The organism is Parageobacillus sp. NEAU-HV-2 (assembly GCF_059115485.1).
This window is the reverse complement of record NZ_JBXUJJ010000008.1, coordinates 46,784-69,049: the sequence shown is the minus strand read 5'-3', so window position 1 is coordinate 69,049 and position 22,266 is coordinate 46,784. Positions and strand designations below refer to the sequence as shown.

Annotated in this window: 24 protein-coding genes and 1 riboswitch; of the genes, 3 read left to right on the top strand and 21 right to left on the bottom strand. The window is 46.0% G+C overall.

The features are described from left to right. Positions 1-71: 71 nt before the first annotated feature. The 10 genes from AC1WMD_RS13435 to AC1WMD_RS13390 all read right to left on the bottom strand — a co-directional run bounded on the left by AC1WMD_RS13435 (position 72) and on the right by AC1WMD_RS13390 (position 10,417). Positions 72-1,862 carry an ATP-binding protein gene (locus AC1WMD_RS13435; RefSeq protein WP_043905329.1) on the bottom strand — a complete coding sequence of 597 codons (1,791 nt, stop codon included), beginning with the start codon at positions 1,860-1,862 and terminating at the stop codon, positions 72-74. Beyond that, positions 1,862-2,578: a response regulator gene (locus tag AC1WMD_RS13430; RefSeq protein WP_043905330.1), complete on the bottom strand. Its 717-nt coding sequence runs from the start codon at positions 2,576-2,578 to the stop codon at positions 1,862-1,864. The genes AC1WMD_RS13435 and AC1WMD_RS13430 overlap by 1 nt, the downstream gene beginning before the upstream one ends. 118 nt (positions 2,579-2,696) lie before the next feature. Next, positions 2,697-3,884, bottom strand: coding sequence for a c-type cytochrome biogenesis protein CcsB (gene ccsB, locus AC1WMD_RS13425; RefSeq protein ID WP_494257595.1), 1,188 nt, complete (start codon positions 3,882-3,884; stop codon positions 2,697-2,699). Next, positions 3,868-5,529, bottom strand: coding sequence for a cytochrome c biogenesis protein ResB (resB, locus tag AC1WMD_RS13420; protein WP_494257593.1), 1,662 nt, complete (start codon positions 5,527-5,529; stop codon positions 3,868-3,870). Before resB ends, ccsB begins: the two co-directional genes overlap by 17 nt. Positions 5,530-5,542: 13 nt before the next feature. Continuing rightward, positions 5,543-6,067, bottom strand: a complete 525-nt coding sequence (gene resA / locus AC1WMD_RS13415) for a thiol-disulfide oxidoreductase ResA (RefSeq protein ID WP_494257592.1) — start codon at positions 6,065-6,067, stop codon at positions 5,543-5,545. A gap of 103 nt (positions 6,068-6,170) precedes the next feature. Continuing rightward, positions 6,171-6,902, bottom strand: a complete 732-nt coding sequence (rluB, locus tag AC1WMD_RS13410) for a 23S rRNA pseudouridine(2605) synthase RluB (protein WP_043905334.1) — start codon at positions 6,900-6,902, stop codon at positions 6,171-6,173. A 148-nt stretch (positions 6,903-7,050) separates the two neighbouring features. Continuing rightward, complete coding sequence (locus AC1WMD_RS13405; protein WP_043905335.1) at positions 7,051-7,584, bottom strand: spore maturation protein; 534 nt, start codon at positions 7,582-7,584, stop codon at positions 7,051-7,053. Further along, entirely contained in the window at positions 7,584-8,180 is a 597-nt protein-coding gene (locus AC1WMD_RS13400; protein ID WP_494257589.1) for a nucleoside recognition domain-containing protein, read from the bottom strand. Before AC1WMD_RS13400 ends, AC1WMD_RS13405 begins: the two co-directional genes overlap by 1 nt. Beyond that, positions 8,173-9,336, bottom strand: a complete 1,164-nt coding sequence (locus tag AC1WMD_RS13395; RefSeq protein WP_043905337.1) for a D-alanyl-D-alanine carboxypeptidase family protein — start codon at positions 9,334-9,336, stop codon at positions 8,173-8,175. The genes AC1WMD_RS13400 and AC1WMD_RS13395 overlap by 8 nt, the downstream gene beginning before the upstream one ends. A 127-nt stretch (positions 9,337-9,463) precedes the next feature. Then, positions 9,464-10,417: a superoxide dismutase gene (locus AC1WMD_RS13390; RefSeq protein WP_494257587.1), complete on the bottom strand. Its 954-nt coding sequence runs from the start codon at positions 10,415-10,417 to the stop codon at positions 9,464-9,466. Positions 10,418-10,535: 118 nt separating this feature from the next. Between AC1WMD_RS13390 and AC1WMD_RS13385 the strand changes: the two genes are divergently transcribed. Beyond that, positions 10,536-11,342, top strand: a complete 807-nt coding sequence (locus tag AC1WMD_RS13385; protein ID WP_494257586.1) for a DUF2935 domain-containing protein — start codon at positions 10,536-10,538, stop codon at positions 11,340-11,342. A gap of 40 nt (positions 11,343-11,382) precedes the next feature. Here the strand turns inward: AC1WMD_RS13385 and AC1WMD_RS13380 are convergent, their stop codons facing one another. From AC1WMD_RS13380 to AC1WMD_RS13365, 4 genes are read right to left on the bottom strand one after another with little or no spacing between them, the layout of a single operon-like run. Further along, positions 11,383-11,874: a YpuI family protein gene (locus tag AC1WMD_RS13380; RefSeq protein ID WP_494257585.1), complete on the bottom strand. Its 492-nt coding sequence runs from the start codon at positions 11,872-11,874 to the stop codon at positions 11,383-11,385. 24 nt (positions 11,875-11,898) lie between these two features. Then, entirely contained in the window at positions 11,899-12,318 is a 420-nt protein-coding gene (locus tag AC1WMD_RS13375; RefSeq protein WP_043905340.1) for a hypothetical protein, read from the bottom strand. Between the two features lie 60 nt (positions 12,319-12,378). Next, positions 12,379-12,969 (bottom strand): SMC-Scp complex subunit ScpB, encoded by a 591-nt coding sequence (gene scpB, locus AC1WMD_RS13370; RefSeq protein ID WP_043905341.1) that lies wholly within the window; start codon positions 12,967-12,969, stop codon positions 12,379-12,381. 1 nt (position 12,970) lies between these two features. Further along, positions 12,971-13,726 carry a segregation/condensation protein A gene (locus tag AC1WMD_RS13365; RefSeq protein ID WP_043905342.1) on the bottom strand — a complete coding sequence of 252 codons (756 nt, stop codon included), beginning with the start codon at positions 13,724-13,726 and terminating at the stop codon, positions 12,971-12,973. Positions 13,727-13,808: 82 nt separating this feature from the next. Here AC1WMD_RS13365 and AC1WMD_RS13360 point away from each other — a divergent pair, with 82 nt between their 5' ends. After that, positions 13,809-14,369 (top strand): DUF309 domain-containing protein, encoded by a 561-nt coding sequence (locus tag AC1WMD_RS13360; protein ID WP_494257583.1) that lies wholly within the window; start codon positions 13,809-13,811, stop codon positions 14,367-14,369. A gap of 15 nt (positions 14,370-14,384) precedes the next feature. Here AC1WMD_RS13360 and AC1WMD_RS13355 read toward each other — a convergent pair whose 3' ends face one another. The 6 genes from AC1WMD_RS13355 to AC1WMD_RS13330 form a co-directional block, all read right to left on the bottom strand. Further along, the gene (locus AC1WMD_RS13355) at positions 14,385-14,732 is read right to left on the bottom strand and encodes a GNAT family N-acetyltransferase (protein WP_043905344.1); all 348 of its coding nucleotides are present in this window, start codon (positions 14,730-14,732) and stop codon (positions 14,385-14,387) included. Positions 14,733-14,852: 120 nt separating this feature from the next. Further along, positions 14,853-15,317 (bottom strand): 6,7-dimethyl-8-ribityllumazine synthase, encoded by a 465-nt coding sequence (gene ribH / locus AC1WMD_RS13350; protein WP_043905345.1) that lies wholly within the window; start codon positions 15,315-15,317, stop codon positions 14,853-14,855. Positions 15,318-15,391: 74 nt separating this feature from the next. After that, the gene (locus AC1WMD_RS13345; protein ID WP_043905346.1) at positions 15,392-16,585 is read right to left on the bottom strand and encodes a bifunctional 3,4-dihydroxy-2-butanone-4-phosphate synthase/GTP cyclohydrolase II; all 1,194 of its coding nucleotides are present in this window, start codon (positions 16,583-16,585) and stop codon (positions 15,392-15,394) included. A 22-nt stretch (positions 16,586-16,607) separates the two neighbouring features. Then, positions 16,608-17,255, bottom strand: coding sequence for a riboflavin synthase (gene ribE, locus AC1WMD_RS13340; RefSeq protein WP_043905347.1), 648 nt, complete (start codon positions 17,253-17,255; stop codon positions 16,608-16,610). Between the two features lie 16 nt (positions 17,256-17,271). Next, positions 17,272-18,360 carry a bifunctional diaminohydroxyphosphoribosylaminopyrimidine deaminase/5-amino-6-(5-phosphoribosylamino)uracil reductase RibD gene (gene ribD, locus AC1WMD_RS13335; RefSeq protein ID WP_043905348.1) on the bottom strand — a complete coding sequence of 363 codons (1,089 nt, stop codon included), beginning with the start codon at positions 18,358-18,360 and terminating at the stop codon, positions 17,272-17,274. A 423-nt stretch (positions 18,361-18,783) separates the two neighbouring features. Next, positions 18,784-18,917: riboswitch (FMN riboswitch) on the bottom strand. Between the two features lie 266 nt (positions 18,918-19,183). Further along, positions 19,184-19,624, bottom strand: a complete 441-nt coding sequence (locus AC1WMD_RS13330) for a peptidylprolyl isomerase (RefSeq protein ID WP_043905349.1) — start codon at positions 19,622-19,624, stop codon at positions 19,184-19,186. A gap of 163 nt (positions 19,625-19,787) precedes the next feature. On the opposite strand from AC1WMD_RS13330, the gene AC1WMD_RS13325 reads away from it, so the two are divergent. Further along, positions 19,788-20,678 carry a DUF1002 domain-containing protein gene (locus AC1WMD_RS13325; RefSeq protein ID WP_494257581.1) on the top strand — a complete coding sequence of 297 codons (891 nt, stop codon included), beginning with the start codon at positions 19,788-19,790 and terminating at the stop codon, positions 20,676-20,678. Positions 20,679-20,723: 45 nt separating this feature from the next. On the opposite strand, the gene lysA is transcribed toward AC1WMD_RS13325, so the two are convergent. After that, positions 20,724-22,043 (bottom strand): diaminopimelate decarboxylase, encoded by a 1,320-nt coding sequence (gene lysA / locus AC1WMD_RS13320; protein WP_043905351.1) that lies wholly within the window; start codon positions 22,041-22,043, stop codon positions 20,724-20,726. Between the last annotated feature and the right edge of the window lie 223 nt (positions 22,044-22,266).

Below are 22,266 nucleotides of genomic sequence, written 5' to 3'. Positions count from 1 at the left end.
TATACCACTATATTTTTTTCTCTCCTTTCATCGTATAAAAAAGCGCCCCAGCTTGGGAAAAGCTAGGGCATTTATGATTCGCGCATGGCATTAGGTAAATAAAACGTAAACGTCGTGCCTTCATGCAGTTTGCTGTGTACGGTAATCATTCCTTTATGCGCCTCGACGATGTTTTTCGCAATCGCCAAGCCTAACCCCGTTCCCGAACGGCCGCGGGTACGCGCCTTATCCGCTTTGTAAAAGCGTTCAAACACAAACGGCAAATCCTCTTCCGGAATGCCGGAGCCCGAATCTTGCACATGAATCATGACGCCGTCACCGCTTCGTTCGACGATGATTTTAACCATTCCATTTTGATTAGTATGACGAATGGCGTTATCAATTAAATTTGTCAGCACCTGCTCGATCCGGTCTGGGTCAATCGTAATTTTGATATCTTCATTTTTAAACTCTGCCGACAAATCAATTTGCTTTTCTTTCGCCAAACCTTGAAATTTGCGGATAATCCGCCCGATATACGGCGCGAGCTGAACAGTTTCGTAGTTTAGTGTAATATGGCCCGCTTCCATGCGCGCCAAATCCAATAAGTCATTGACAAGCCGGCCCATGCGCAGCGACTCGTCGTAAATCACTTTCGCCATTTCTTTCTTTTCTTCGTCAGTGGCGGCAATATCGTCGATAATCGCTTCGCTGTAGCCTTGAAGCATGGCAATCGGCGTGCGCAGCTCATGGGAAACGTTGGCGATAAAATCTTTGCGCAGCTTGTCTAAACGGCGCTCTTCCGTCATATCGCGCAGCACCGCTACCGCGCCGCGCACGGTCGTTTTGCTGTAAAGCGGGGTCATTAAAATGACCCACGTCCGCCCTTGGAGCGTCAATTCGATCGACTGCTCTTTTTCCTCGCGGACGACGCGGACAAACAGTTCTTTTACTTGCGGCGGCAGCGGCGCGATTGTTTCGGAGTCGTTTCCTTGCTCGAAATACCAAGCTTGCAAAAACCGTTCTGCCGGCGGGTTCGTAATTAATATTTCGCCGTCGCGGTTAAAGGTGATGACCCCGTCAGCCATGCTGCTTAAAATGCTTGCCAGCTGCTCTTTTTCCTGGTTTAAGGCGTTGATATTAAACTGCAGGCGTCTTCCCATCTGATTAAACGCCATCGCCAGTCCGCCGATTTCATCATTCGTCAAAATCGGCACTTTTGTATCAAACTTGCCGCGCGCCACTTCAAACGCCGCCTCCCGCATTTTTCGCAGCGGGGCGGTAACACGGGTTGATAAGAAAAAGGCAAAAAAGGTTGTTAATACAATCGCGATAAATGCCGCAAGAACAATCAACTTTTTCGTTTGCCTTGTTGTATCTTCAATTGCCCGCAATGATTGATAAATAAATACCGCGCCCCGTTTTCCATCGGCCATCTCAAGCGGCACGCCGACAATAATGACATCACTATACTGGTTCTTACCTGTTCGCATATTTGGTAAATAAGTCTTTTTCTTGACGGTTTTTCCTTCCGCCAATACTTTGTGCAAATCTCGATCCTGCTCAATTAACGATAACGGTAAATCGCGCAACCCTTCGTTTGCTGGCGAATACCAATAGTGGGACGAATCGACGATAATCACGGCTTTCGACATATTGCCGACAAGCGTCCAGGCGATGGAGCGCGCCAGCTTTTCGTTCTTATAATCATGCATGATTTCCGATACTTTCGTCGCCAGCTGTGTCAGCTCTTTTTCCGCTTCTTGTACATAGTAGTCTTCGAAAAATTTTAAAAGGAGAATCGTCAGGATAAGTAACACACAGGAAACGAGCAGTAGGATGGTAAACCAAAGCTTTCCAACAACGCTGCGAAACAGCCACATCAGTCGTTCACTACCTCAAATTTATAACCGACTCCCCATACGGTGACAATCATCTTCGCCGCGGTCGGGGACACTTTATTTAACTTTTCCCGCAATCGTTTAATATGGGTATCAACGGTACGCAAATCCCCGAAAAATTCATAATGCCATACTTCTTTTAACAGCTGCTCGCGGTCAAATACTTTATCCGGCGATTTTGCTAAAAACAAAAGCAGCTCATATTCTTTCGGTGTTAAGTTCACTTCTTTGCCATCGGCGGTGACGCGGTGGGCGTCATTATCGATCATTAAATGCGGGAACACAAGCACATCTTTTGCCGTCGTATCTGTGAGAACATACGCGGTATTAGCCGCACGCCGCAGCAGCGCCTTCACGCGCAATACGACCTCGCGCGGACTAAACGGCTTTACAATGTAATCGTCCGTTCCCGCTTCGAATCCTTGAACGCGATTCGATTCTTCCCCTTTTGCCGTTAGCATAATAATTGGGGTTGCTTTCTTTTCGCGGATTTCTTTGCAAACCTCGATGCCGTCCCTCCCCGGCAGCATCAAGTCAAGCAAAATGACGTCGTAGTCATTTTCAAGCGCTTTCATTAGCGCATCGTCCCCGTTCTCCGCCTCATCGATGACATAATTTTCCCGTTCTAAATACATTTTCAACAAGCGGCGAATTCGTTCTTCATCGTCTACCACCAAAATCTTTACTTGTTTATCCATAGAACATCCTCCCTAGTTCACTATTGTACAAAAAATCCCCCATATATTATTTTACTGTAAAAAAGGATGCCCATGCCAATATTGGGGCATCCTTTCATGAAGCAAAGCGCCTTTCCCATTATGATCCAGCATAAGAATGCAGCCCCGCGATCACCAAATTTACCGCTACGAGATTAAACATAATGATCGCAAAACCGATCACGGCGAGCCATGCCGATTTTTCGCCGTGCCACCCTTTTGATAAACGAAGATGCAAAAACGCGGCATAAAACAGCCATGTAATAAGCGCCCATACTTCTTTCGGGTCCCAGCCCCAAAAGCGCGTCCACGCGATTTGCGCCCAAATCATCGCGAAAATAAGCGCTCCGAGTGTGAACACTGGAAAGCCAATCGCCACCGAGCGATAACTGATTTCATCCGCTAAATCTAAATTGACGTTTTTCACGAGCGGCTGCAGTGCCGCGGCAATGCGCTTCCGCAACACAAGACGGAAGAGTGCGTATAACACGGTTCCCCCAATTAACGACCAAATGACCGTATTTAATTTTTTCGCATTGATAATGGCCGGCATGTAAACAAGCGGCTCGAAACGGTCGGCACTTTCTTTTGTCAATTTTCCTTCGTGCGGGCCGACTAATGCGGGCATATTGTAAACGACTTCCGCCTGTTGCTTATTTTTATCAACCCACGTAAATTTTGCTTCATAATCCGCTAGACTAAATGACGTGGATACAAGCACAAAGCCAAGCGTCGTGATTAAACAGAACATCACCACTTCGAGCCAGAACGTACGCTTGCTTGGCTTTGACTGGTCAACGACACGGATTAAATAAATGAGGCCGGCAACAAAGCTAACGGCCAAAATTGCTTCTCCCGCCGCCGCCGTCGTGACATGGATATGCAGCCAGTCGCTTTGCAATGCAGGAATCAGCGGTGTAATCTCGCGTGGGAACATGCTGGCGTAAGCGATCACCAATAAGGCGACTGGCAGTGCGAATAAGCCGAGAATACTTATTTTATAAATAAAATAAATAATGATAAAAGCAGCGACAAGCATCATTCCGAAAAAGGTGGTAAACTCAAACAAATTGCTGACCGGGGCATGTCCCGCCACAATCCACCGTGTAATAAAGTAGCCTAATTGAGAAAGAAAACCGATAATCGTCGTGATAATTCCAAGTTGTGACCAGCGATTTTCTCCCGTTCGTTCTTTTCTTTTATCGCGAATCGCGCCGCCGAAAAAAAACGTTCCGATTAAGTAAAGAATAAAAGCAATATATAGTAGCGTGCTACTGAGCTGCGCCATGCATTTGCCCTCCTTGTCCCGCTTTTCTCTCCTCGTCCGCTTGGTCGGCCGGCATCGCTAATCCAGTTCCGTCAAGGATGCGGCGAATTTCATTTTTTAAACCAAACCAGTTTTTATTCGTATGCGCGGCGAGCCATACTTCGTCATTGACGCGCTGCACCCATATACGGCGGTGGTTCCAGTACATGCCTTGGATGAGGCCAATCATGAAAACCATGCCGCCCAATCCTAAAATCCAAAGCGTAAAATCACGGCGCACTGTAAGACCGGATACGTTCCGCGTTTCCAATCCAGAAAATGCCATTTTGTATTTATTATTGCCAAACGGTTCAATTGTTTGCTGAATCGCTACAAAACTGACTTCCCCTTTTGGTTTGTCCGGCGTAAACATTTTAAACACAAACGCCGGGTTGTTCGGGATTTTTGATTTTGTCGCCGGATTTCCGTCTTCATCGAAATAAAAATCTGGAAAATAGCTTAATAGTTCGACGCGATAACCGTGCCCAAGGTTATAGGAAGCTTCCGGATTGTGCAAATCAATAACGACGGTGCCAAACGTTTTCCCCGACGTTTTATCCGTTAATTGAAACGCCATTTTATAAGGCTCGTTTTGTTTAAAATCGACTTGATATAACGCGTAATGGTCATATTTTAACGGCTCATTGACACGAATCTTATACTCTTTGATTTTTTGCAGCTTCGGCTCTTCGCCGGCAATTGCCGGACCGACACGTTTGTAGAGCACGACGTTCGTTTGGTAGTTTTTCGCCACCATGCCGTTGCCAACCCGGTCGATGGCCTCGTTGAACGCTTCATTATCTTTTCCTTTTTGATATGTTTCAAAAATAAATTTTTCGCTCTTTAAAAAATATTTCCCATGGGTTCCCGGGATTTCTTTCGTTTCCCCCTCGCGGACCCACATCACTTCATCGACATACATTCCAGGAACAAAGCGAAGCATCGCGCCGATTAAAAAAATAATTAAGCCGATATGGTTGACATATGGACCCCAACGGGAAAAACGGCCTTTTTCCGCTAAAATATTGCCGTTTTCTTCACGGATATGATAACGGCGCTCCGCCAATTTCTCTTTTACTTGCTTCAGCACACCGTCCATATCGGCAACTTGCGAAACGCTAAACAACCGCTGCCGCCGCAAAAAGTTCGGATGCCGAGTAACCCCTTGCTGTTTTAAAGCGCGGTAAAGCGGAATAACGCGGTCTAAACTGCAAATGACGAGCGATACGCCGATCGACGCGATTAAAAGCATATACCACCATGAACCATACAAATCATTAAATCCAAGCTGATAATATAACTTTCCTAGCCAGCCGTACTGATCCTTGTAATATTCAGCAGGACTAACATTTGGCGGCAGATACATTTCCTGCGGAAAAATCGTTCCGATTGCCGAAGCGATGAGCGTAATAACAATAAGTGCCACTCCGACTTTTACCGAAGAGAAAAACGCCCAAATTTTATCAATAATCGTCTTATTGTACGTTTGGGAACGGCGCGCGCTTCCTTCATAGCGCATATCTAAAAGCTGTTTTTCCATATGTTCTTCAAGCGGTTTTCCGCATGATTCGCAAAAGGCGGTGCCATGTGGATTGACATGGCCGCACTCGCATTTTACATGTTCCATTTGGCAAAACTCCTTACGGTTTGATGCTTTCCATATACTGCTTTACCATCTCTTCTGTCATCGTTCCAGTAATGATTTTTTTCACTTTGCCGTTTTTATCGATCAAAAACGTGGCCGGCAGCTGGCCGACATCATAAGCGTTCATCACTTGATCCTCACGGTCAATCATAATCGGAAACGTCAGGCCAAAACGATCGGCAAATTTTTGCACGCTCAGTTTCGTTTCGCCGACGTTGACCGCTAGCACCTCAACGCCTTGCTTTTTGTAAACATCATATTGTCGGTTGATGTACGGCATTTCTTTCTCGCACGGCTTGCACCACGTTCCCCAGAAGTTTAAAAATATGCCTTTGCCGCGATAATCAGAAAGACGGTGTTCTTTCCCTTGTAAATCTGTCAAAACAAAATCCGGCGCTACCGAACCAACTTTTACCCTTTCTTTTTCTGTAAAAAAGTTGGAATAAATCGTGTATCCTACCGCCGCCAATAACAGTAATAAAATAACCGTTCGCATAATAAGCCGCTGTTGTTTTTTCATCTTTCAAACCCCTCGAAATCGTAATATCTCATTTTCCATTATAGCAACGTTTTTCATCATCCCAACCTGCATTATATGAACGTTATGTGACAACGCAGCCGCTTTACTTGCTGCCGCCTGATAGCGCGAGCGCGCGCAGCTGTTTTACTTCATGCGGCGTCAGTTCGCGGTAATCCCCGGGATTGAGCCCTTTTAAATCCAAAAACGCGTAACGTTCCCGCTTCAATTTCATCACATTGCAGCCGATCGCTTCAAACATGCGGCGCACTTGACGGTTGCGCCCTTCATGAATACGGATTTCAACAATCGCTGTCTGCTTTTGTTTATTGATAGAAAGCATTTTTACTTTTGCCGGCGCCGTCATGCCATCTTCCAACATAATCCCTTTTTCAAGCTGTTTTAATTGCTCCCGCGTCGGAATGCCTTTTACTTTCGCAATATACACTTTTTCGATTTCATAGCGCGGGTGCATTAATAAATTGGCAAAATCTCCGTCGTTGGTAAGCAGAAGAATTCCGGACGTATCGTAATCGAGACGGCCAATCGGATAAATGCGTTTATCAAGGTCTTTGAAAAAATCGGTCACCACTTTGCGGCCTTTGTCGTCTTTCACGCTCGAAATCACTCCGCGCGGTTTATAAAGAAGATAATATACCGGCTCCTCCCGTTCCACCGGTATTCCGTCTACTTCGACTTTATCTTGCGGGCCTACTTTCACGCCAAGTTCGGTAACGACTTTTCCGTTTACTTTCACTTTCCCTTGCAAGATGAGTTGTTCCGCCTTCCGCCTTGACGCGATTCCTGCACGGGCAATCACTTTTTGCAAGCGTTCCATTCTCGTTTCACCTCTTTCATCATCTTACTCTTTCCGGCAAAAAGATACAAGCGCGCCCTCTCATTATTTTTATCATACTCGCTTTTTTTCGACAAATGCAAAATCTATGCTGACAAACAAAACGAAAAAGCCGCCTCCTAAAGGCGGCCTATTTGCCAAAGACAAGCAAAACAATAAAAAAGGAAACGATAAAACTGAGGATATCTGCTAAAATCCCTACTTTTAATGCGTCTCCCATCTTTTTAATCCCAACGGCTCCGAAATACACTGTTAGCACATACAGCGTTGTTTCCGTACTTCCTTGGATCGTAGAAGCCAATCGTCCGATAAACGAATCCGGGCCATAGGTAGCAATTAAATCGGTTGTCATTCCAAGCGCGGCGGTGCCGGAAATGGTGCGAATCATCGCCAACGGCACCACTTCAGCCGGAAGGCCGATCGCATCGGCAAGCGGCTTAATCCCGTTCATCATATAATCAAGCGCGCCGGACGCGCGGAAAATGGCAATCGATACAAGCATGCCGACTAAATACGGAATAAGTGAAAACGCAATCTGTATCCCTTCTTTTCCGCCTTCGACAAACGCTTCATAAGTCGGCACTTTTTTTATCGTTCCATATAAAAGGATAAACGCGATCGTTACCGGAATAAGCCAAGTAGAAATAATTTGAATAAACGCCATTACCGCTTCCCGCCCTTCCGCGTGCGTTTCCAGTAATAATAACGATCAATCAGCACAGCCCCGACGGTTGAAATCGTCGAAGCGACAAGCGTCGTACCGATAATTTCTCCCGGCGATGCCGAGCCGTATGTCATGCGGATCGAAATGACTGTCGCTGGAATTAAGGTGATACTTGAAGTATTAATGGCTAAAAACGTCACCATCGAACGGCTTGCTACATCTTTATGGCCGTTGAGCTTTTTTAACTCTTCCATCGCCTTAATTCCCATTGGGGTGGCGGCGTTGCCGAGGCCAAACATATTGGCAATCATATTGGAAACGATATAGCCGAGCGCGGGATGGTTGGGCGGCACTTCCGGAAAAAGACGGCGGACGAGTGGCTTGCAAAAACGCGCCAGCCTTTCTAGCAGCCCTGCTTCTTCTGCGATTTTCATCAGGCCAAGCCAAAACACCAGGATGCTGATCATGCCGATGCTGATCGTAACGGCTTCCTTCGCGCTTTTAAAAATTGCTTCATTCACTTTATTCATCGTACCATGAAACATTGCAAACACAATTCCGACGAGCGCCATCAACACCCAAATTAGATTAACCATCGTTTCCCACACCTAAAAAATGAAATACATTCCAAACGGAATGGTCCGTTTCCTTGCTCATACTCTTTTTATACAAAAGCGGAACTTCATCGACTGCTTTATCTCCTAAGTAAAGTACTGCTTTCCCAACAATGATTGGGATGCTGCTTTCGTCTTTCTGCCATTCTTTTTTTGGACGCAGAAGATAAATTTTTACACGCAGTTCTTTGATTTCTTCTTCCGTCACAGGATATCGCAGGTCACGGCTTGCTTGTATATTTTTTCGATAAAAGGAATCACGAATCTTTTTCACTATTCGTTCCCGATCGACTTTGGCCATTTTATAATGATCAAACCCATATTCATACATAGCGATGTGATCGTTCCAATCATCCGGCGCGTCCAATGTTACCGCAATTAAATCCATTCCGCCTTTAGAAGCGGTAGTCACAAGCGTTCGCTTTGCCCGTTTGGTATAGCCGGTTTTTCCTCCCGTACAATACTCATACAATTTAGTAAGCAGCTTATTTTTATTCCGCCATACCCGATCCCAATCTTCTCCGGGAGCAGCAGGAGCCCGGTATACTTTTGTTCTAGAAATCTTGCGAAACTCCTTATTTTTCATCGCATATTGCATAAGAAGCGCCATGTCATAGGCAGTGGAATAATGATTTTCCGAATCATCCAATCCGTGCGGATTGGCAAAATGGGTATTGCGCATGCCGATTTCTGCTGCTTTTTGGTTCATTAAAAAAACAAAGCCTTCTAAGCTGCCGCCGACATGTTCGGCAATCGCCACCGCCGCGTCATTTCCCGAACGCAGCATCGTCCCATAGACAAGATCGCGAAGCTTTATTTTTTCCCCTTCTTTTAAATAAATCGATGACCCTTCTGTATGTACAGCACGCTCGCTCACCGTTACCGTGTCATCCATTTTGCCTGATTCGATTGCCAAAATCGCGGTCATAATTTTTGTAATGCTGGCAATGCGCCGCTTTGTATGTGCATCTTTTTCAAATAATATGCGCCCTGAATGCTGTTCCATTAAAATCGCGCTTTGTGCACTTATTCCGCCCATTCCCTTTTCTTCGCCCATTGCCTTTGCTTGATCCGGAATACATGAAAAAAGCATCGTCATCGCTGCGATGAACAGTACAATTTGTTTCCGTATCTTCATGTAATCCCCATCCTTTTGCTGTTTTGTACAAGTGTATGCGCAAAATGGACGGATATGATTAGAAAATGTACAAGTTCGCCTAGTTCATGGACAGGATAAAAGGCGAAGGAGAGAACCCCCGCCTTTATTAAAATGGCTTCCACTGCAGCTTGCGCGCCTGCTCGAACCGTTCTTCCACATCGCGCCAGTTGACGACGTTCCACCAGCTGTTAATATATGCAGCACGGTCGTTTTTATATTGTAAATAATAAGCATGTTCCCAAACGTCGAGCACCAACAGCGGGATCGTATCCCACTGGGTCATTAACTGATGCTTTTCCGTCTGTAAAATTTCTAAACGGCGGGACCGCGGCGACCAAATGAGCAGCGCCCAGCCGACTCCTTCGACGCTTTTTGCTGCCTCGGTAAAATGACGCTTAAATCTTTCAAAACTTCCAAAATCTCGTTTTATTTGTTCTAGTAGCGCACCGCGCGGTTGGCCGCCGCCTTCTGGGTGCATATTATTCCAAAAAATCGTATGCAAATAATGTCCGGAACCGTGGAACGCCGCTTCCCGCTCCCAGTGTTTCAACAGTTCATAGTCATTCGTTTCGCGCGCTTTTTTCATCATTTTTTCCGCTTTATTTAAGCCGTCCACATAGCTTTGATGATGCTTTGTATGATGCAGCCGCATAATTTCTCTGGAAATATGCGGCTCAAGCGCATCGTAGCTGTATGGAAGCGGCGGGAGGACGTGCTTGCCGGCTGCCACATATGTTTGTTGTCTTTCTTCTGCCTCGCTTTCTTCTTGTCCGATGGCCGTTTGTTGTCTTTCTTCTATTCCGCTTTCCTCCTGTCTGATGGCCGACTGTCCATTTTGCTGAAACACCAGCGCTTTTTCATATACTTCGTCCACCATGCGCTGAAGTTCATAAATGGCGTCCTCCGTCCATGCGTCGCCATGATTTTCGATGTAGGAAAGCAATGAATCAACGCGGCAATCGCCGCCGTCCTTGCCCCGCTGAAGCAAAATTTGTTCCACTTGTTTTCCCCATTCTTTTACTTCCGCCACATATTGTTGAAATCGTTCTCGTTCATTCACCTCGAAGAACCTCCTTTTTTTTATCACCATATCGTATGTCAGCTGCCTAAAAGTCGTTCTTGTCCGTATTCACCCATTTCCTTCACGTTCATACATATAAAATCGAGGTGAAGAACAAGTGAAAAAACCATTGGAACAAGAAGCATTATGGGAAATGCGCTTTTGGATACAAATTCTTGGCGACCATTGTCGATTTATTCTTGAATCTTTAGCAGAAAAAGAAAAGGTGGAAATTGATCAAGCAAAACGATTCATTCATGTATTTGATGAACTGTTAGAAGAAGCGCGCCGGCCGTCAGTAGAATCTTGGGCTGCGCTTGTTCAGCGCGGAAAAGAGGCAGGAGAACGGCTGCGGGCATTTAAACTTCATTTGTTGAAACGACTTTTGACAGAAAAAATCAGCTTTTCCCTTCCTCCTACTTTCGTCAACCATATGGTAAATGAATTAGAAGAATGGCTGCGGCTTGCGGGCTATTACGTTCAAGGAAGACGACCTCCTAGCGTCCATCCGCTTCATCATGATTTGTTATGGCTCCTAGACGCAGCCGGTCACGCCGGTGCAATCCACGACAGCCTTGATCATGTAGAAAAGGACTTGAAACAGCAAAGCCTCACTTTTACAAAAGAATGGGAAGATTTTTATTTAAAAGCGGTTGAAATGGCAGGATATTTACGGACAAACGTATACGATTTCCCTGCTTTACATCGCTTTCACCGCGACATTCAATTGGAAATGGTTATTTTCCAATGTTTTTTGCGCGAATTGGAAGAGTTGGAGCTGAACAAAGAAGTGCTTGGCGTCCTCACTCCACTGATGGCGGACCATATGGCAAGAGAAGAATGTTATTATTTACAAAAATTATCTGAAACGACGAATGAAGTAAAGCCGCCTGCCTGCGATCCGACAAAACCTCGGACTGAATAATGGGCATCAAAAAAGCTGCCCCAGATGTGGGACAGCTTGCCTATTTGGATTGAATCGACTTTGTGCGATAGTCTGTTTCATAAAATTCCAGCTCTTCGCGAATCGTCTGAAATTCGCTTTCCAGCGACAGCAGCAGCTTCTTGAACGAAGGCGGCGGAGTTTGGCGAAATTTCAGCGAGTTGCGGCCGGTATAAGCAGAACGGCTGTCTTCGTACCAAGCATCGCTTTTCGGCGCAAAATATTCGGTGATGCATAAATGGTAAACGCGGTACAGCGTCTTTTCCGCGGCCGTTTTGCGAAACGGCTCTTCGCTCAATACGATGCGGCACGCCTCGAGCCCTTCTTCGCAATAGACAACAAGGCGGCGCAAATTGGAAAGCAGCAATTGATAATATGCTTTATCTCCACCCTCCTGTTCTTCCAATAGTTTGGACAGCGTCGTCTCATTTAAATAATCGGACAGCGTCTGCACCGTTTTTTGCAAAAAAGCTTCGACTTGTTTCGTTTGCTGAAAAACGATTGCGTTTGCCATACAGAAAAACCCCCGTTACTTAGTTTAAGATGGCTGACGGACGAAACGAAGCGGCGACGATAACGAATATTGCCCTTTTGTCTCCAGCTCCATAAATAGTTCCGGCAGTTTCGTAAAGTCCATATGCGAAAAATAGCGGCGGAATTCTTCTTCCTCATTGATATATACGCGTTTGCGATGGCGGAAGCTCGGGTTTTGCAATAAGCAGACAAAGGCAACAATGTCGCGAAAATAAACGTCACGCCCCGGGACAGTAAAAATCGGATCGCCCTCATATGGCGTATACGCGGAAATGGATTGCTCAAAATAGCGCAAATATAAGACATGAAGCGTCTTTTCCACTCCGTCTTCACGAAACGTTACTTCCGAACGATTGAAATAATCCTCAGACGTATTCGATTGCGATTTTTCCAGCTCATACCCTTGCAAGCGGCAAATTTGCATAAAACGGCCCCCTTATTCACTTCCGAAACGATATACCCCTTTACTCCTATCTTATCATACTCACGTTGACTCGTTAAAATTTTCTTCAAATTTTTCAAAAAATAAATCCGCTTCCTTCTCCATTTCGCCGCCCTCTTGTAATTCTGGAAGCGGGGGCAGTTCCTCTAGTGTTTTGAGCCCAAAGTAGTCCAAAAATTCTTTTGTCGTGCCGTATAAAATCGGGCGTCCTGTTCCTTCCGCACGCCCGACTTCTTTGATCAGCGCTCTCGCCATTAACGTTTGGATCGGCTTGTCGCTTTTCACTCCACGGATTTCTTCGATTTCCGCCCTGGTGATCGGCTGGCGGTAAGCAATGATCGCCAGTGTCTCGAGTGCCGCTTGCGACAATGAAGTAGAACTAGGCGATTCGACAAGCTTTTTTAGATAAGGGGCATGTTCTTTTTTCGTCGCCAGCTGAAACACCCCCGCCAACTCCACGAGCTGAATGCCGCGCTGCCCGCGCTCATACTCTTCTTTTAAAGCAGAAACAATCTCTTTCGCCTGCTCCTCTTTGATTTCTAATACGGAAGCGATTTGCTGAAGGGACAGCCCCTCATCGCCGGCCGCAAACAGCAACCCTTCGACAATCGCCTTATATTCGCTCATCTCCATGTTATTCCATCCTTTCATTGCTAGAGATGAAAATGTCGGCAAAATTCCGTTCTTGTTCAATAATGATTGCGTTTTTTTTCATCAGCTCTAAAATCGCTAAAAACGTGACGACAATATATCCACGGTCATAATACGGAAATAAATCATAAAAATTTTTGCGCGTTTTCGTGTGCTTTAATTCTTGCAAAATTTCTTCCATGCGCTTTTCAATGGAAATGTCTTGCCGGGCGATTTTTGTCCGCAGCGGCTTTTGCAGTTTTTTGCGGCGCAACAGCTTGGAGAGCGCACCGAGCATGTCATACACATTGACTTGAAGCGGCCGCTGCATCAGCTCCTTTTCGTCCGCGTACATGCTTAAATCGCTCGGCGGCTTCGTAAATAAAAGCGCCCGTTCTTCTTCCTTCTTTTTTAACGCCTGCGCGGCTTCTTTATATTTTTTATACTCTAACAGCCGCTGCATCAGTTCTTCACGCGGGTCGCTTTCCGATAGCTCCATTCCTTCGTCCAATATTTCTTCCTCATGTTTCGGCAGCAGCATTTTGCTTTTGATCGCCAACAGCGTCGCCGCCATGACTAAATATTCGCTGGCAATATCGAGTTGCAATTCTTGCATCGTATGAATGTACGCCATGTACTGCTCGGTAATTTGCGCAACTGGAATATCATAAATATCAATTTCATAGCGATTAATTAAATGCAGTAAAAGGTCAAGCGGACCTTCAAACGCATCAATTTTCACGTTATATTGCACGTTCATCCCACCATTTTATGACACTATCGATAAGTATAGACGATAATCTGGCATTGTCCAAGCAATTTTTTACGACTAATATGATACAATGGATACCATACGGATACAACAAATAGGAGAGGTCGTGAAGCCATGTATCCCTGAAGCCTATATTCGTTATCTAGTTCATTTTCATACCGACCGCGATTATTTCGAGTGTCACGAAATATTGGAAGAACATTGGAAAGAGAATGGGTATAAAAAAGTATGGGTGGTGCTTATTCAAATCGCCGTCGCACTGTACCATCATCGCCGTGGCAACAATCAGGGGGCGCTGCGCATGATGCAAAAAGCGCGAGCGCTTTTAGAAAAAGAACAGCGAGCCATCCATGGACTAGGTCTGGATGAACAGCGGCTTGCCGAACAGCTCAAGCGCTATATGGAACGGATCATGCAAAATAAAGCATATAAAAGCATCGAACTGCCAATTCGTGATGAAACATTACGGAAAATATGTCAAACGATATGCGAAAAACAAGGACTTACTTGGGGACAAGCAAGCGACTTAAACAATGTTTACTTAATGCATAAACATAAATTGCGCGATCGCACGGAAGTGATCGCGGCTCGGGAAAGAAAAAGAAAGAACAAAGAGCTGCCGGACCGTTAAGCGGCAGCTCTTTCATTAACACTCGCATTTATCGAAAAAGGGCGCGGTAAATTCATTTCCCTGCAATCGATGGTTTGGATACATATCTTTTACAGCTTTGACCATTTGCTTTCCAATCCCCTGATGGCGGTGCGAAGGATTGACACTAATATGCTGGATTTCGACAACATCTTGATCGCGCAGCAGCACTCCGATAATGCCGACAATGTCATCGTCTTCTTTCCATAAAAACAGTTGCCAGTCGTCATTTGTTTCATACTGTTTGATCGTTTGCTGCAGCTTTTTTAAATCTTTTTCTGTCGGCATGAACGACAGAAGCCCCATGGCAATCTTTTCATAGTTTTTCCGATAACGAATCAGCATAAAAATCCCTCATTATCGACAAAGACTTTTCCCAAACAGAAAAGTTTTTGTCATTTTCTCATTACGTATTATAAACGTTCTTAATGATATTGTGAACTATTTCGTGCTTTTTTACACAACTTATACAAATGTCCGCAGCAGGTTCGCCATTTCAATCGCGCTTACCGCCGCTTCCCAGCCTTTATTTCCCGCCTTGGTGCCGGCCCGTTCAATCGCCTGTTCAATCGTATCGGTCGTCAACACGCCGAATATAACCGGTGTTCCGGTCGACAGCGCCGCGTGCGAAACTCCTTTTGCCACTTCATTGCATACGTAATCGTAATGGCTTGTCGCGCCGCGGATGACCGCGCCAAGCGCAATCACCGCATCATATTGCTTCGATTCCGCTAATTTTTTCGCCAACAGCGGAATTTCAAACGCCCCCGGCACCCATGCGACCGTCACCTCGTCTTCGTTGACGCCGTGCCGCTTTAGGCCATCCAGCGCTCCCGATAACAATTTGCTTGTAATAAATTCATTAAAACGGGAAACGACGATCGCGATTTTCAATCCTGTGCCAACTAAATTGCCTTCCATTACTCTCATTTGCTAGTCCTCCTATCTTTTTTTACACATCGGGTTCATCATAATACAAAACAGGAAAAGGCGCGAATTATTGCTTAAAAATGGAGCATATGCCCTAACTTTTCATACTTGGTGCGCAAATATTTTTCGTTCTCTTTTTTTGCTGGCATTTGCAGCGGAACGCGCTCGATTACCTCAAGGCCGTGTCCTTTTAAGCCGGCGATTTTGCGCGGATTGTTCGTCAATAAACGCATTTTCGCTACACCAAGGTCTTTTAAAATTTGCGCGCCGATACCATAATCGCGCAAATCGGCAGGAAACCCGAGCTTTTCATTGGCTTCTACCGTATCATAGCCTTGCTCTTGCAGCTTATACGCGCGCAATTTGTTCATTAATCCAATGCCGCGCCCTTCTTGGCGCATATATAAGAGAACGCCGCGCCCTTCTTCTTCAATTTGGCGGAGTGCCGCATGAAGCTGCGGTCCGCAATCGCAGCGGTACGAACCAAACACATCCCCTGTTAAGCATTCCGAATGCACGCGGACAAGCGTCGGTTCGTCCGGAACAATTTCGCCTTTGACGAGCGCCACATGCTCTTTCCCATCGATTACATTTGTATAGCCGACCGCTTTAAACTGGCCGAATTCTGTCGGCAGCATCACTTCCACTTCGCGCTTTACAAGCTTTTCTCTCTGGCTGCGGTATTGAATTAAATCTTTAATCGTGATCATTTTCAATCCGAACTCATCGGCAATGTGGCGCAAGTCAGGAACGCGCGCCATCGTGCCGTCTTCTTTAATAATTTCGCAAATCACGCCGGCCGGTTTTGCCCCGCATAACCGCGCTAAATCCACCGCCGCTTCGGTATGGCCGGCACGGCGCAATACGCCGCCCCTTTTCGCGACGAGCGGAAACACATGTCCTGGCCGTTTAAAATCGCTTGCTTTGACGTCAGGATCCAATAGCGCCTGAATCGTCATTGAACGTTCATAGGCGCTGATTCCCGTCGTCGTCGATTTATAATCGATGCTGACGGTAAACGCCGTGCCATGAGAATCGGTATTATGGTTCACCATCGGCACAAGGTCCAGCTTGTCCGCTAATTCTTCCGTAATCGGCACGCAAACAAGCCCGCGCCCGTATTTAATCATAAAATTGATCACTTCCGGCGTCGCTTTTTCGGCCAGCGCCACGAAATCGCCTTCATTTTCGCGATCTTCGTCATCACAAACAATAATCACTTTCCCTTGTTTCAATTCTTCGAGCGCTGCTTCGATGGTATCAAACATCCCCTGATGCCTCCCTTTTTGATTATTTGAAGCCATGCCGTTCCAAAAAGTCGAGCGTAATGGCCGATTTCGCTTCTTCTTTTTTTCCTTCCATAAGCTGGACAACATATTTCCCGATCATATCGCACTCAATGTTGACAATATCTCCTGGCTGTTTTTCCCCTAAAATCGTTTCTGCGCGCGTATGGGGGATGAGGGAAATCGTAAACGTTTGATCCGTCAGTCCAAAAATCGTTAAGCTTGTGCCGTCGACCGCGACCGATCCTTTTAAAATCATATATTGACGCAGTTCTTTTGGAATTTCAATTTCGTAATATACGGCATTGGCCGACGGCCATTTGCGGACAATCCGCCCGATGCCGTCCACATGCCCGGAGACGAAATGGCCGCCGAAACGTCCGTTTGCCGCCATCGCCCGCTCCAGATTGACCTTTGACCCTTTGCTTAACGTACGGAGCGACGTTGCTTTGACCGTTTCCGGCATCACATCGACCGTAAACGTGCGGTCGGTAAAGGAGGTGACAGTCAAGCAAACACCGTTGACCGCGATGCTATCCCCGAGATGGACATCAACTAAAATTTTTTTGGCGCCGATCGTCATGACAATCGCTTCACCCGACTGTCTTATATGTTCAACTGTTCCGACTTCCTCAATAATTCCTGTAAACATCCTCTATCCATCCTTATTATATTTTTGGTATGGCAACGATTTTTATATCCGGTCCGATCGTTTCTACTTGGCGAATTTGAAGCTCCATCACATCCGCCATATTGGCAAACCCGACCCCGCCGATTGGCGTCGGCGCTTGTTTTCCGCCGATGATTTTCGGCGCAAAGTAGGCAACAATTTCATTTACTGCCCCCGCGCGGATAAAGCTATCATGCACATGCGACCCGCCTTCGACAAAAAGCGAAGTAACTCGTTTTTCGCCAAGCACGTGCAATAATTCTTTGATATCGATGTAAGGCTTGCACATGGAGATTACTTTCACATGTTCTTTTTCAAACTGTTTCTTTTTCTCCTCACTGACCTCACTGCCGACAACGATCCATGTTTCCGCCGCGCCGTCACGGATCACGTTAGCATCGAGCGGAGTGCGCAAATGCGTATCCAAGACGATGCGGATCGGGTTTTTTCCGCCCTCCGGAAGCCTTACTGTCAAGCTCGGATTGTCGGCGATCACCGTATTGACTCCCACAAGAATTGCATCGTGCACCGCCCGGCAGCGATGCACATCTTCGCGGGCCGCTTTGGATGTAATCCATTTGCTTTCCCCAGTCGAAGTCGCAATTTTCCCATCTAAGCTGCTTGCATATTTGAGCGTCACAAACGGCGTTTTCGTTGCAATATAGTGGAAAAATACACGGTTTAATTCATCCGCTTCTTCTTTCAGCACGCCAAACTGTACCTCAATTCCCGCCTTTTGCAGCTTTTCGATTCCCTTTCCAGCCACAAGCGGATTCGGATCTGTCGTGGCGATGACGACGCGGCGGATGCCCTTTTCGATCAGCAAATCGGCGCATGGCGGCGTCTTTCCATAATGGCTGCACGGCTCCAATGTAACATAGACCGTCGCACCTCTTGCCTTCTCGCTGGCCATGCGGATCGCATGCACTTCTGCGTGCGGCTCCCCTGCTTTTAAATGGGCGCCAAAGCCGACAATTTCCCCGTCTTTCACCACCACCGCGCCGACAACTGGATTAGGAGACGTCTGTCCGATCCCTGCTTTGGCGATTTCAAGGGCCAGGCGCATATACTGTTCGTCGCTTCGCATCATATTCGCCTCCTTTTTCCCATAAAGAAAACCCCAGGCGTAATATCCTGGGGCAAAGTTATGCAGAATCACTAGCAATGTATCTGAATCTCCACACGACTATAGTCGGTGGGTTCTGACGTACTACTACACCTGCGTGCAGGCGCTCACTCTTGTTCCGCCAAACTTTCATGGGCAAACACCTCACTGGTGTTTAACGCCCTGCCGGCTCGGTTGAAAGCCGTGTTCCACTTCATCCCAATGACTCAAGTCGCGGGCTTTCGTGGTATATACTTTTGTAAAAAAATGGAAAATAAACTGCGAAAAGCGAAGCTTTCCCGCTCAAACAGCTGCCGTTCGAAATGCTCCAACCCTCTGCCATAAAGGCAGAAACCGTATAAGGAAAATACCTAAGCAATACGAACAGGAAATCATTTACATGCTGTGATCCTTCTCCCATCCAGACTATACTGTCGGCTCCGGAATCGCACCGGATCGTGCCTATACGGCTCGCGGGCTGAGAAGCGCATCGCTTCATCACCGCCGGTCGGGAATTTCACCCTGCCCCGAAGGATGCAAACCATATGAAGTTTTTTATTTATTATATCATATCATAGCGAGTTGTCCATTTTTTTACGAATAACTGGCATCGGCGAAAAAACTGCTCTCTTTATCTATTTGGCGATAAACAGCCAATAAATAACTCCCCAAAGAAAGCTTATTCCGAGCAGAAGGAAAAACAAAAGCCAATTGCGCCGCTGCATTTTTTCACCTCTTGCTACACAAAAACAATGTGATAAAACGATTTAACAGCACGGTGTCTACCTAGTCTTTTTCCGACTGTTTACTCCTCGTCAAACACTTTAACTTCCTTCATGACATCGCCGTTTTTCATGGATTTTACTGCATCTATTCCCGATGTCACTTGGCCAAACACGGTATGGACGCCATCTAGGTGCGGCTGCGGTTCATGAACAATAAAAAACTGGCAGCTGCCCGTATCGCGTCCGCGGTGCGCCATCGATATCGCGCCGGTCACATGTTTATGCGGATTGTTGTCCGTTTCGCACGGAATCGTATAGCCCGCGTCGCCTGTACCATTGCCATATGGACATCCGCCTTGGCTGACGAACCCAGGAATGACGCGATGGAACGTTAGCCCATTATAAAAACCTTCATTCGCTAATTTTTCAAAATTAGCGACTGTAATCGGCGCTTCATTCGGAAACAGTTCAAACTCGATTTTTGCCCCGTTTTCCATTAAGATATATCCTTTTTTCGCCATACATAACCAGCTCCTTTTTTATTGATAACGCATCACTATCATATCATTGTTGTTAATATAAAAAAAGTAATATAATGTATTACGGATATTCTAAAAAAGAAGTAATAGGAAAAACAAATCAACGCACCATGATCAAGTTACCTTTATGAAGGAGGCTGACATTGTGAAACGACTGTTGATAGGGTGTCTGCTTACATCGCTGCTATTTACGCTTCCAGCCATGGCAGCAGCCGATGCCGCGGAAGGCGATGTCATTATTACATTGGGCGAGAACTTGACCGAGCCGCAAAAACAAAAAGTATTAGAAGAGATGAACGCGCCGGATAACGCGCAAATCATCACCGTTTCCAACGCAGAAGAACATAAATATCTCGATGGGCTAATCCCGAGAGCACAAATCGGAACACGGGCGATTTCCTCAGCGATGATCACGATTGGCGCCCAAGGTTCTGGACTGGACGTGGAAACGCATAACATTACATGGGTAACGAAAGAGATGTATACAAACGCGCTGATTACAGCCGGGGTAAAAGACGCAAAAATTTATGTCACTGCTCCGTCTCCGGTATCCGGCACAGCTGCATTGACCGGGTTGATGAAGGCGTATGAAGTTTCTTCCGATAAAGTGATTCCTGACGATGTCAAAAAAGTGGCAACGGAAGAAATGGTAAAAACCGCCAAGCTTGGGGAATCGATCGGACCGGATAAAGCGGTCGCCCTCTTGGCAAAAATAAAGGAGGAAATGGCCAACAACCCGCCGCAAACGAATGCCGATTTGCGAGCGCTTATTGAAAAAGTAGCAAAAGACCTTGGAATTACGTTAACGGAAGAGGAAATAAACAGTTTAATTTCGTTATTCAATAAAATGAAAAACGCGAATATCGATTGGAATCAAGTGAATGATCAATTAAGCAAAGCGAAAGATAAACTATCCGCTTTTCTGCAATCGGAAGAGGGAAAAACGTTTATCCAAAACATTATCGACATTTTAAAGGAAATTTGGAACGCTATTAAATCAGCCTTTTCTTCTTCCGAGCCGCAAAATAATCAATAGCGAAAAAGGCGCCCAAGGGAACAGGGCGCCTTTTTCATCGTCTGTTTACTTATTCACCTTTGTCTTTAGCGGCACATCGAGCCGTACTAAATCTTCATACGTTTCCCGCTTCACGACGAGCTGCGCTTCGCCGTTTTCGACAAACACGACGGCCGGGCGGGGAATGCGGTTATAGTTGTTCGCCATCGAATAGCCATACGCACCTGTGCAAAAAACGGCTAAATAGTCTCCTGGCTCGGCTTTTGGAAGCGGCAAATCCCAAATCAGCATATCTCCTGATTCGCAGCACTTCCCAGCGATGGAGACAATTTCATTTTTTTCATCGAGCACCCGATTCGCCAGCACCGCTTCATACTTTGCTTCATACAGCGCTGGGCGGATATTGTCGCTCATGCCGCCATCAACGGCCACATAATGACGGACGTTCGGCACGTCTTTACGCGAACCGATCGAATAAATCGTTGTCCCGGCATCACCGACAAGAGAACGGCCCGGTTCAATCCAAATTTCCGGCATCGCGATGTTTTGTTCGCTCACTTGTTTTTTGACTTCGCTGACGATTTGGTCGACATATGCGGAAACCGGAATCGGGTCATCTTCCTCGGTATAACGGATGCCAAAGCCGCCGCCAAGATTGACAACGGCAGGAACAAATCCGTATGCTTCTTTCCAATGAGCAATTTTTTGGAAAATTTTCTGCGCTGCCAACACAAACCCGGTTGTTTCAAATATTTGCGAACCAATGTGGCAGTGAATGCCTAATACTGAAAAAGAGGAAGAAGATAATGTTCTCTCAAGCGCCTGCTCCGCTTGGCCGTTGTTTAAATCAAAACCAAATTTCGAATCTTCTTGACCCGTTAAAATATAATCGTGTGTATGGGCTTCGACTCCAGGGGTAACGCGTATCAAAATGGCAATCGTTTTTCCATATTGTTTTCCGAGCTGTTCTAGCAATTCCAGTTCGTAAAAGTTATCGACAACGATGCAGCCAACTCCATGGTCGAGCGCCATCATTAACTCTTCGCGGCTTTTATTGTTTCCATGAAAATGGATGCGTTCGGACGGAAATCCCGCTTGTATCGCTGTATACAATTCCCCGCCTGATACGACATCGAGCGACAATCCTTCTTCTTCCGCTAACTGAACCATTGCGATCGAAGAAAATGCTTTACTTGCGTAAGCGACTTGCGCTCTGACACCGTGTTTGCGAAATGCTTCTTTAAACGCGCGCGCCCGCGCACGGATTAATGCTACATCATAAATATACAGCGGCGTCCCGTATTCTTTCGCTAATTCAACTGTATCGACACCGCCGATTTCCAAATGCCCTTGGTCATTGACTCGGCTTGTCCCATGAAAGAACATACAAATCCCTCATTCCCCGAAAATAAAATTATTCAATATAAGCAATTTTTATGCATACCGAAAGCAAAAAAGGCAGTTAACATGGAGGATAACTGCCTTTTTAGAAAAGATTACGTATAACTTATCATAATTATAAAAAAGTTGCAACAGGTGTGTGGATGATCCAATAAAAATTATTTATTCATCGATCATGCCGAAGCCCACCAAACTTTTTGCTTCGCTG

Coding starts and splice junctions, on each gene's coding strand:
- scpB (WP_043905341.1), bottom strand. CDS start 12,969: ATGGAGATGAGCGAATATAAGGCGATTGTCGAAGGGTTGCTGTTTGCG.
- AC1WMD_RS13400 (WP_494257589.1), bottom strand. CDS start 8,180: ATGGTTAATCTAATTTGGGTGTTGATGGCGCTCGTCGGAATTGTGTTT.
- AC1WMD_RS13360 (WP_494257583.1), top strand. CDS start 13,809: ATGGATACCATACGGATACAACAAATAGGAGAGGTCGTGAAGCCATGT.
- AC1WMD_RS13430 (WP_043905330.1), bottom strand. CDS start 2,578: ATGGATAAACAAGTAAAGATTTTGGTGGTAGACGATGAAGAACGAATT.
- AC1WMD_RS13435 (WP_043905329.1), bottom strand. CDS start 1,862: ATGTGGCTGTTTCGCAGCGTTGTTGGAAAGCTTTGGTTTACCATCCTA.
- AC1WMD_RS13345 (WP_043905346.1), bottom strand. CDS start 16,585: ATGTTTGATACCATCGAAGCAGCGCTCGAAGAATTGAAACAAGGGAAA.
- lysA (WP_043905351.1), bottom strand. CDS start 22,043: ATGTTCTTTCATGGGACAAGCCGAGTCAATGACCAAGGGCATTTGGAA.
- resA (WP_494257592.1), bottom strand. CDS start 6,067: ATGAAAAAACAACAGCGGCTTATTATGCGAACGGTTATTTTATTACTG.
- AC1WMD_RS13355 (WP_043905344.1), bottom strand. CDS start 14,732: ATGCTGATTCGTTATCGGAAAAACTATGAAAAGATTGCCATGGGGCTT.
- AC1WMD_RS13405 (WP_043905335.1), bottom strand. CDS start 7,584: ATGGCGTTTATTCAAATTATTTCTACTTGGCTTATTCCGGTAACGATC.
- AC1WMD_RS13330 (WP_043905349.1), bottom strand. CDS start 19,624: ATGGCGAAAAAAGGATATATCTTAATGGAAAACGGGGCAAAAATCGAG.
- AC1WMD_RS13380 (WP_494257585.1), bottom strand. CDS start 11,874: ATGGCAAACGCAATCGTTTTTCAGCAAACGAAACAAGTCGAAGCTTTT.
- AC1WMD_RS13365 (WP_043905342.1), bottom strand. CDS start 13,726: ATGAACGTGCAATATAACGTGAAAATTGATGCGTTTGAAGGTCCGCTT.
- AC1WMD_RS13375 (WP_043905340.1), bottom strand. CDS start 12,318: ATGCAAATTTGCCGCTTGCAAGGGTATGAGCTGGAAAAATCGCAATCG.
- AC1WMD_RS13395 (WP_043905337.1), bottom strand. CDS start 9,336: ATGAAGATACGGAAACAAATTGTACTGTTCATCGCAGCGATGACGATG.
- ccsB (WP_494257595.1), bottom strand. CDS start 3,884: ATGGCGCAGCTCAGTAGCACGCTACTATATATTGCTTTTATTCTTTAC.
- rluB (WP_043905334.1), bottom strand. CDS start 6,902: ATGGAACGCTTGCAAAAAGTGATTGCCCGTGCAGGAATCGCGTCAAGG.
- ribH (WP_043905345.1), bottom strand. CDS start 15,317: ATGAGAGTAATGGAAGGCAATTTAGTTGGCACAGGATTGAAAATCGCG.
- ribE (WP_043905347.1), bottom strand. CDS start 17,255: ATGTTTACAGGAATTATTGAGGAAGTCGGAACAGTTGAACATATAAGA.
- resB (WP_494257593.1), bottom strand. CDS start 5,529: ATGGAACATGTAAAATGCGAGTGCGGCCATGTCAATCCACATGGCACC.
- ribD (WP_043905348.1), bottom strand. CDS start 18,360: ATGCGAAGCGACGAACAGTATATGCGCCTGGCCCTTGAAATCGCCAAA.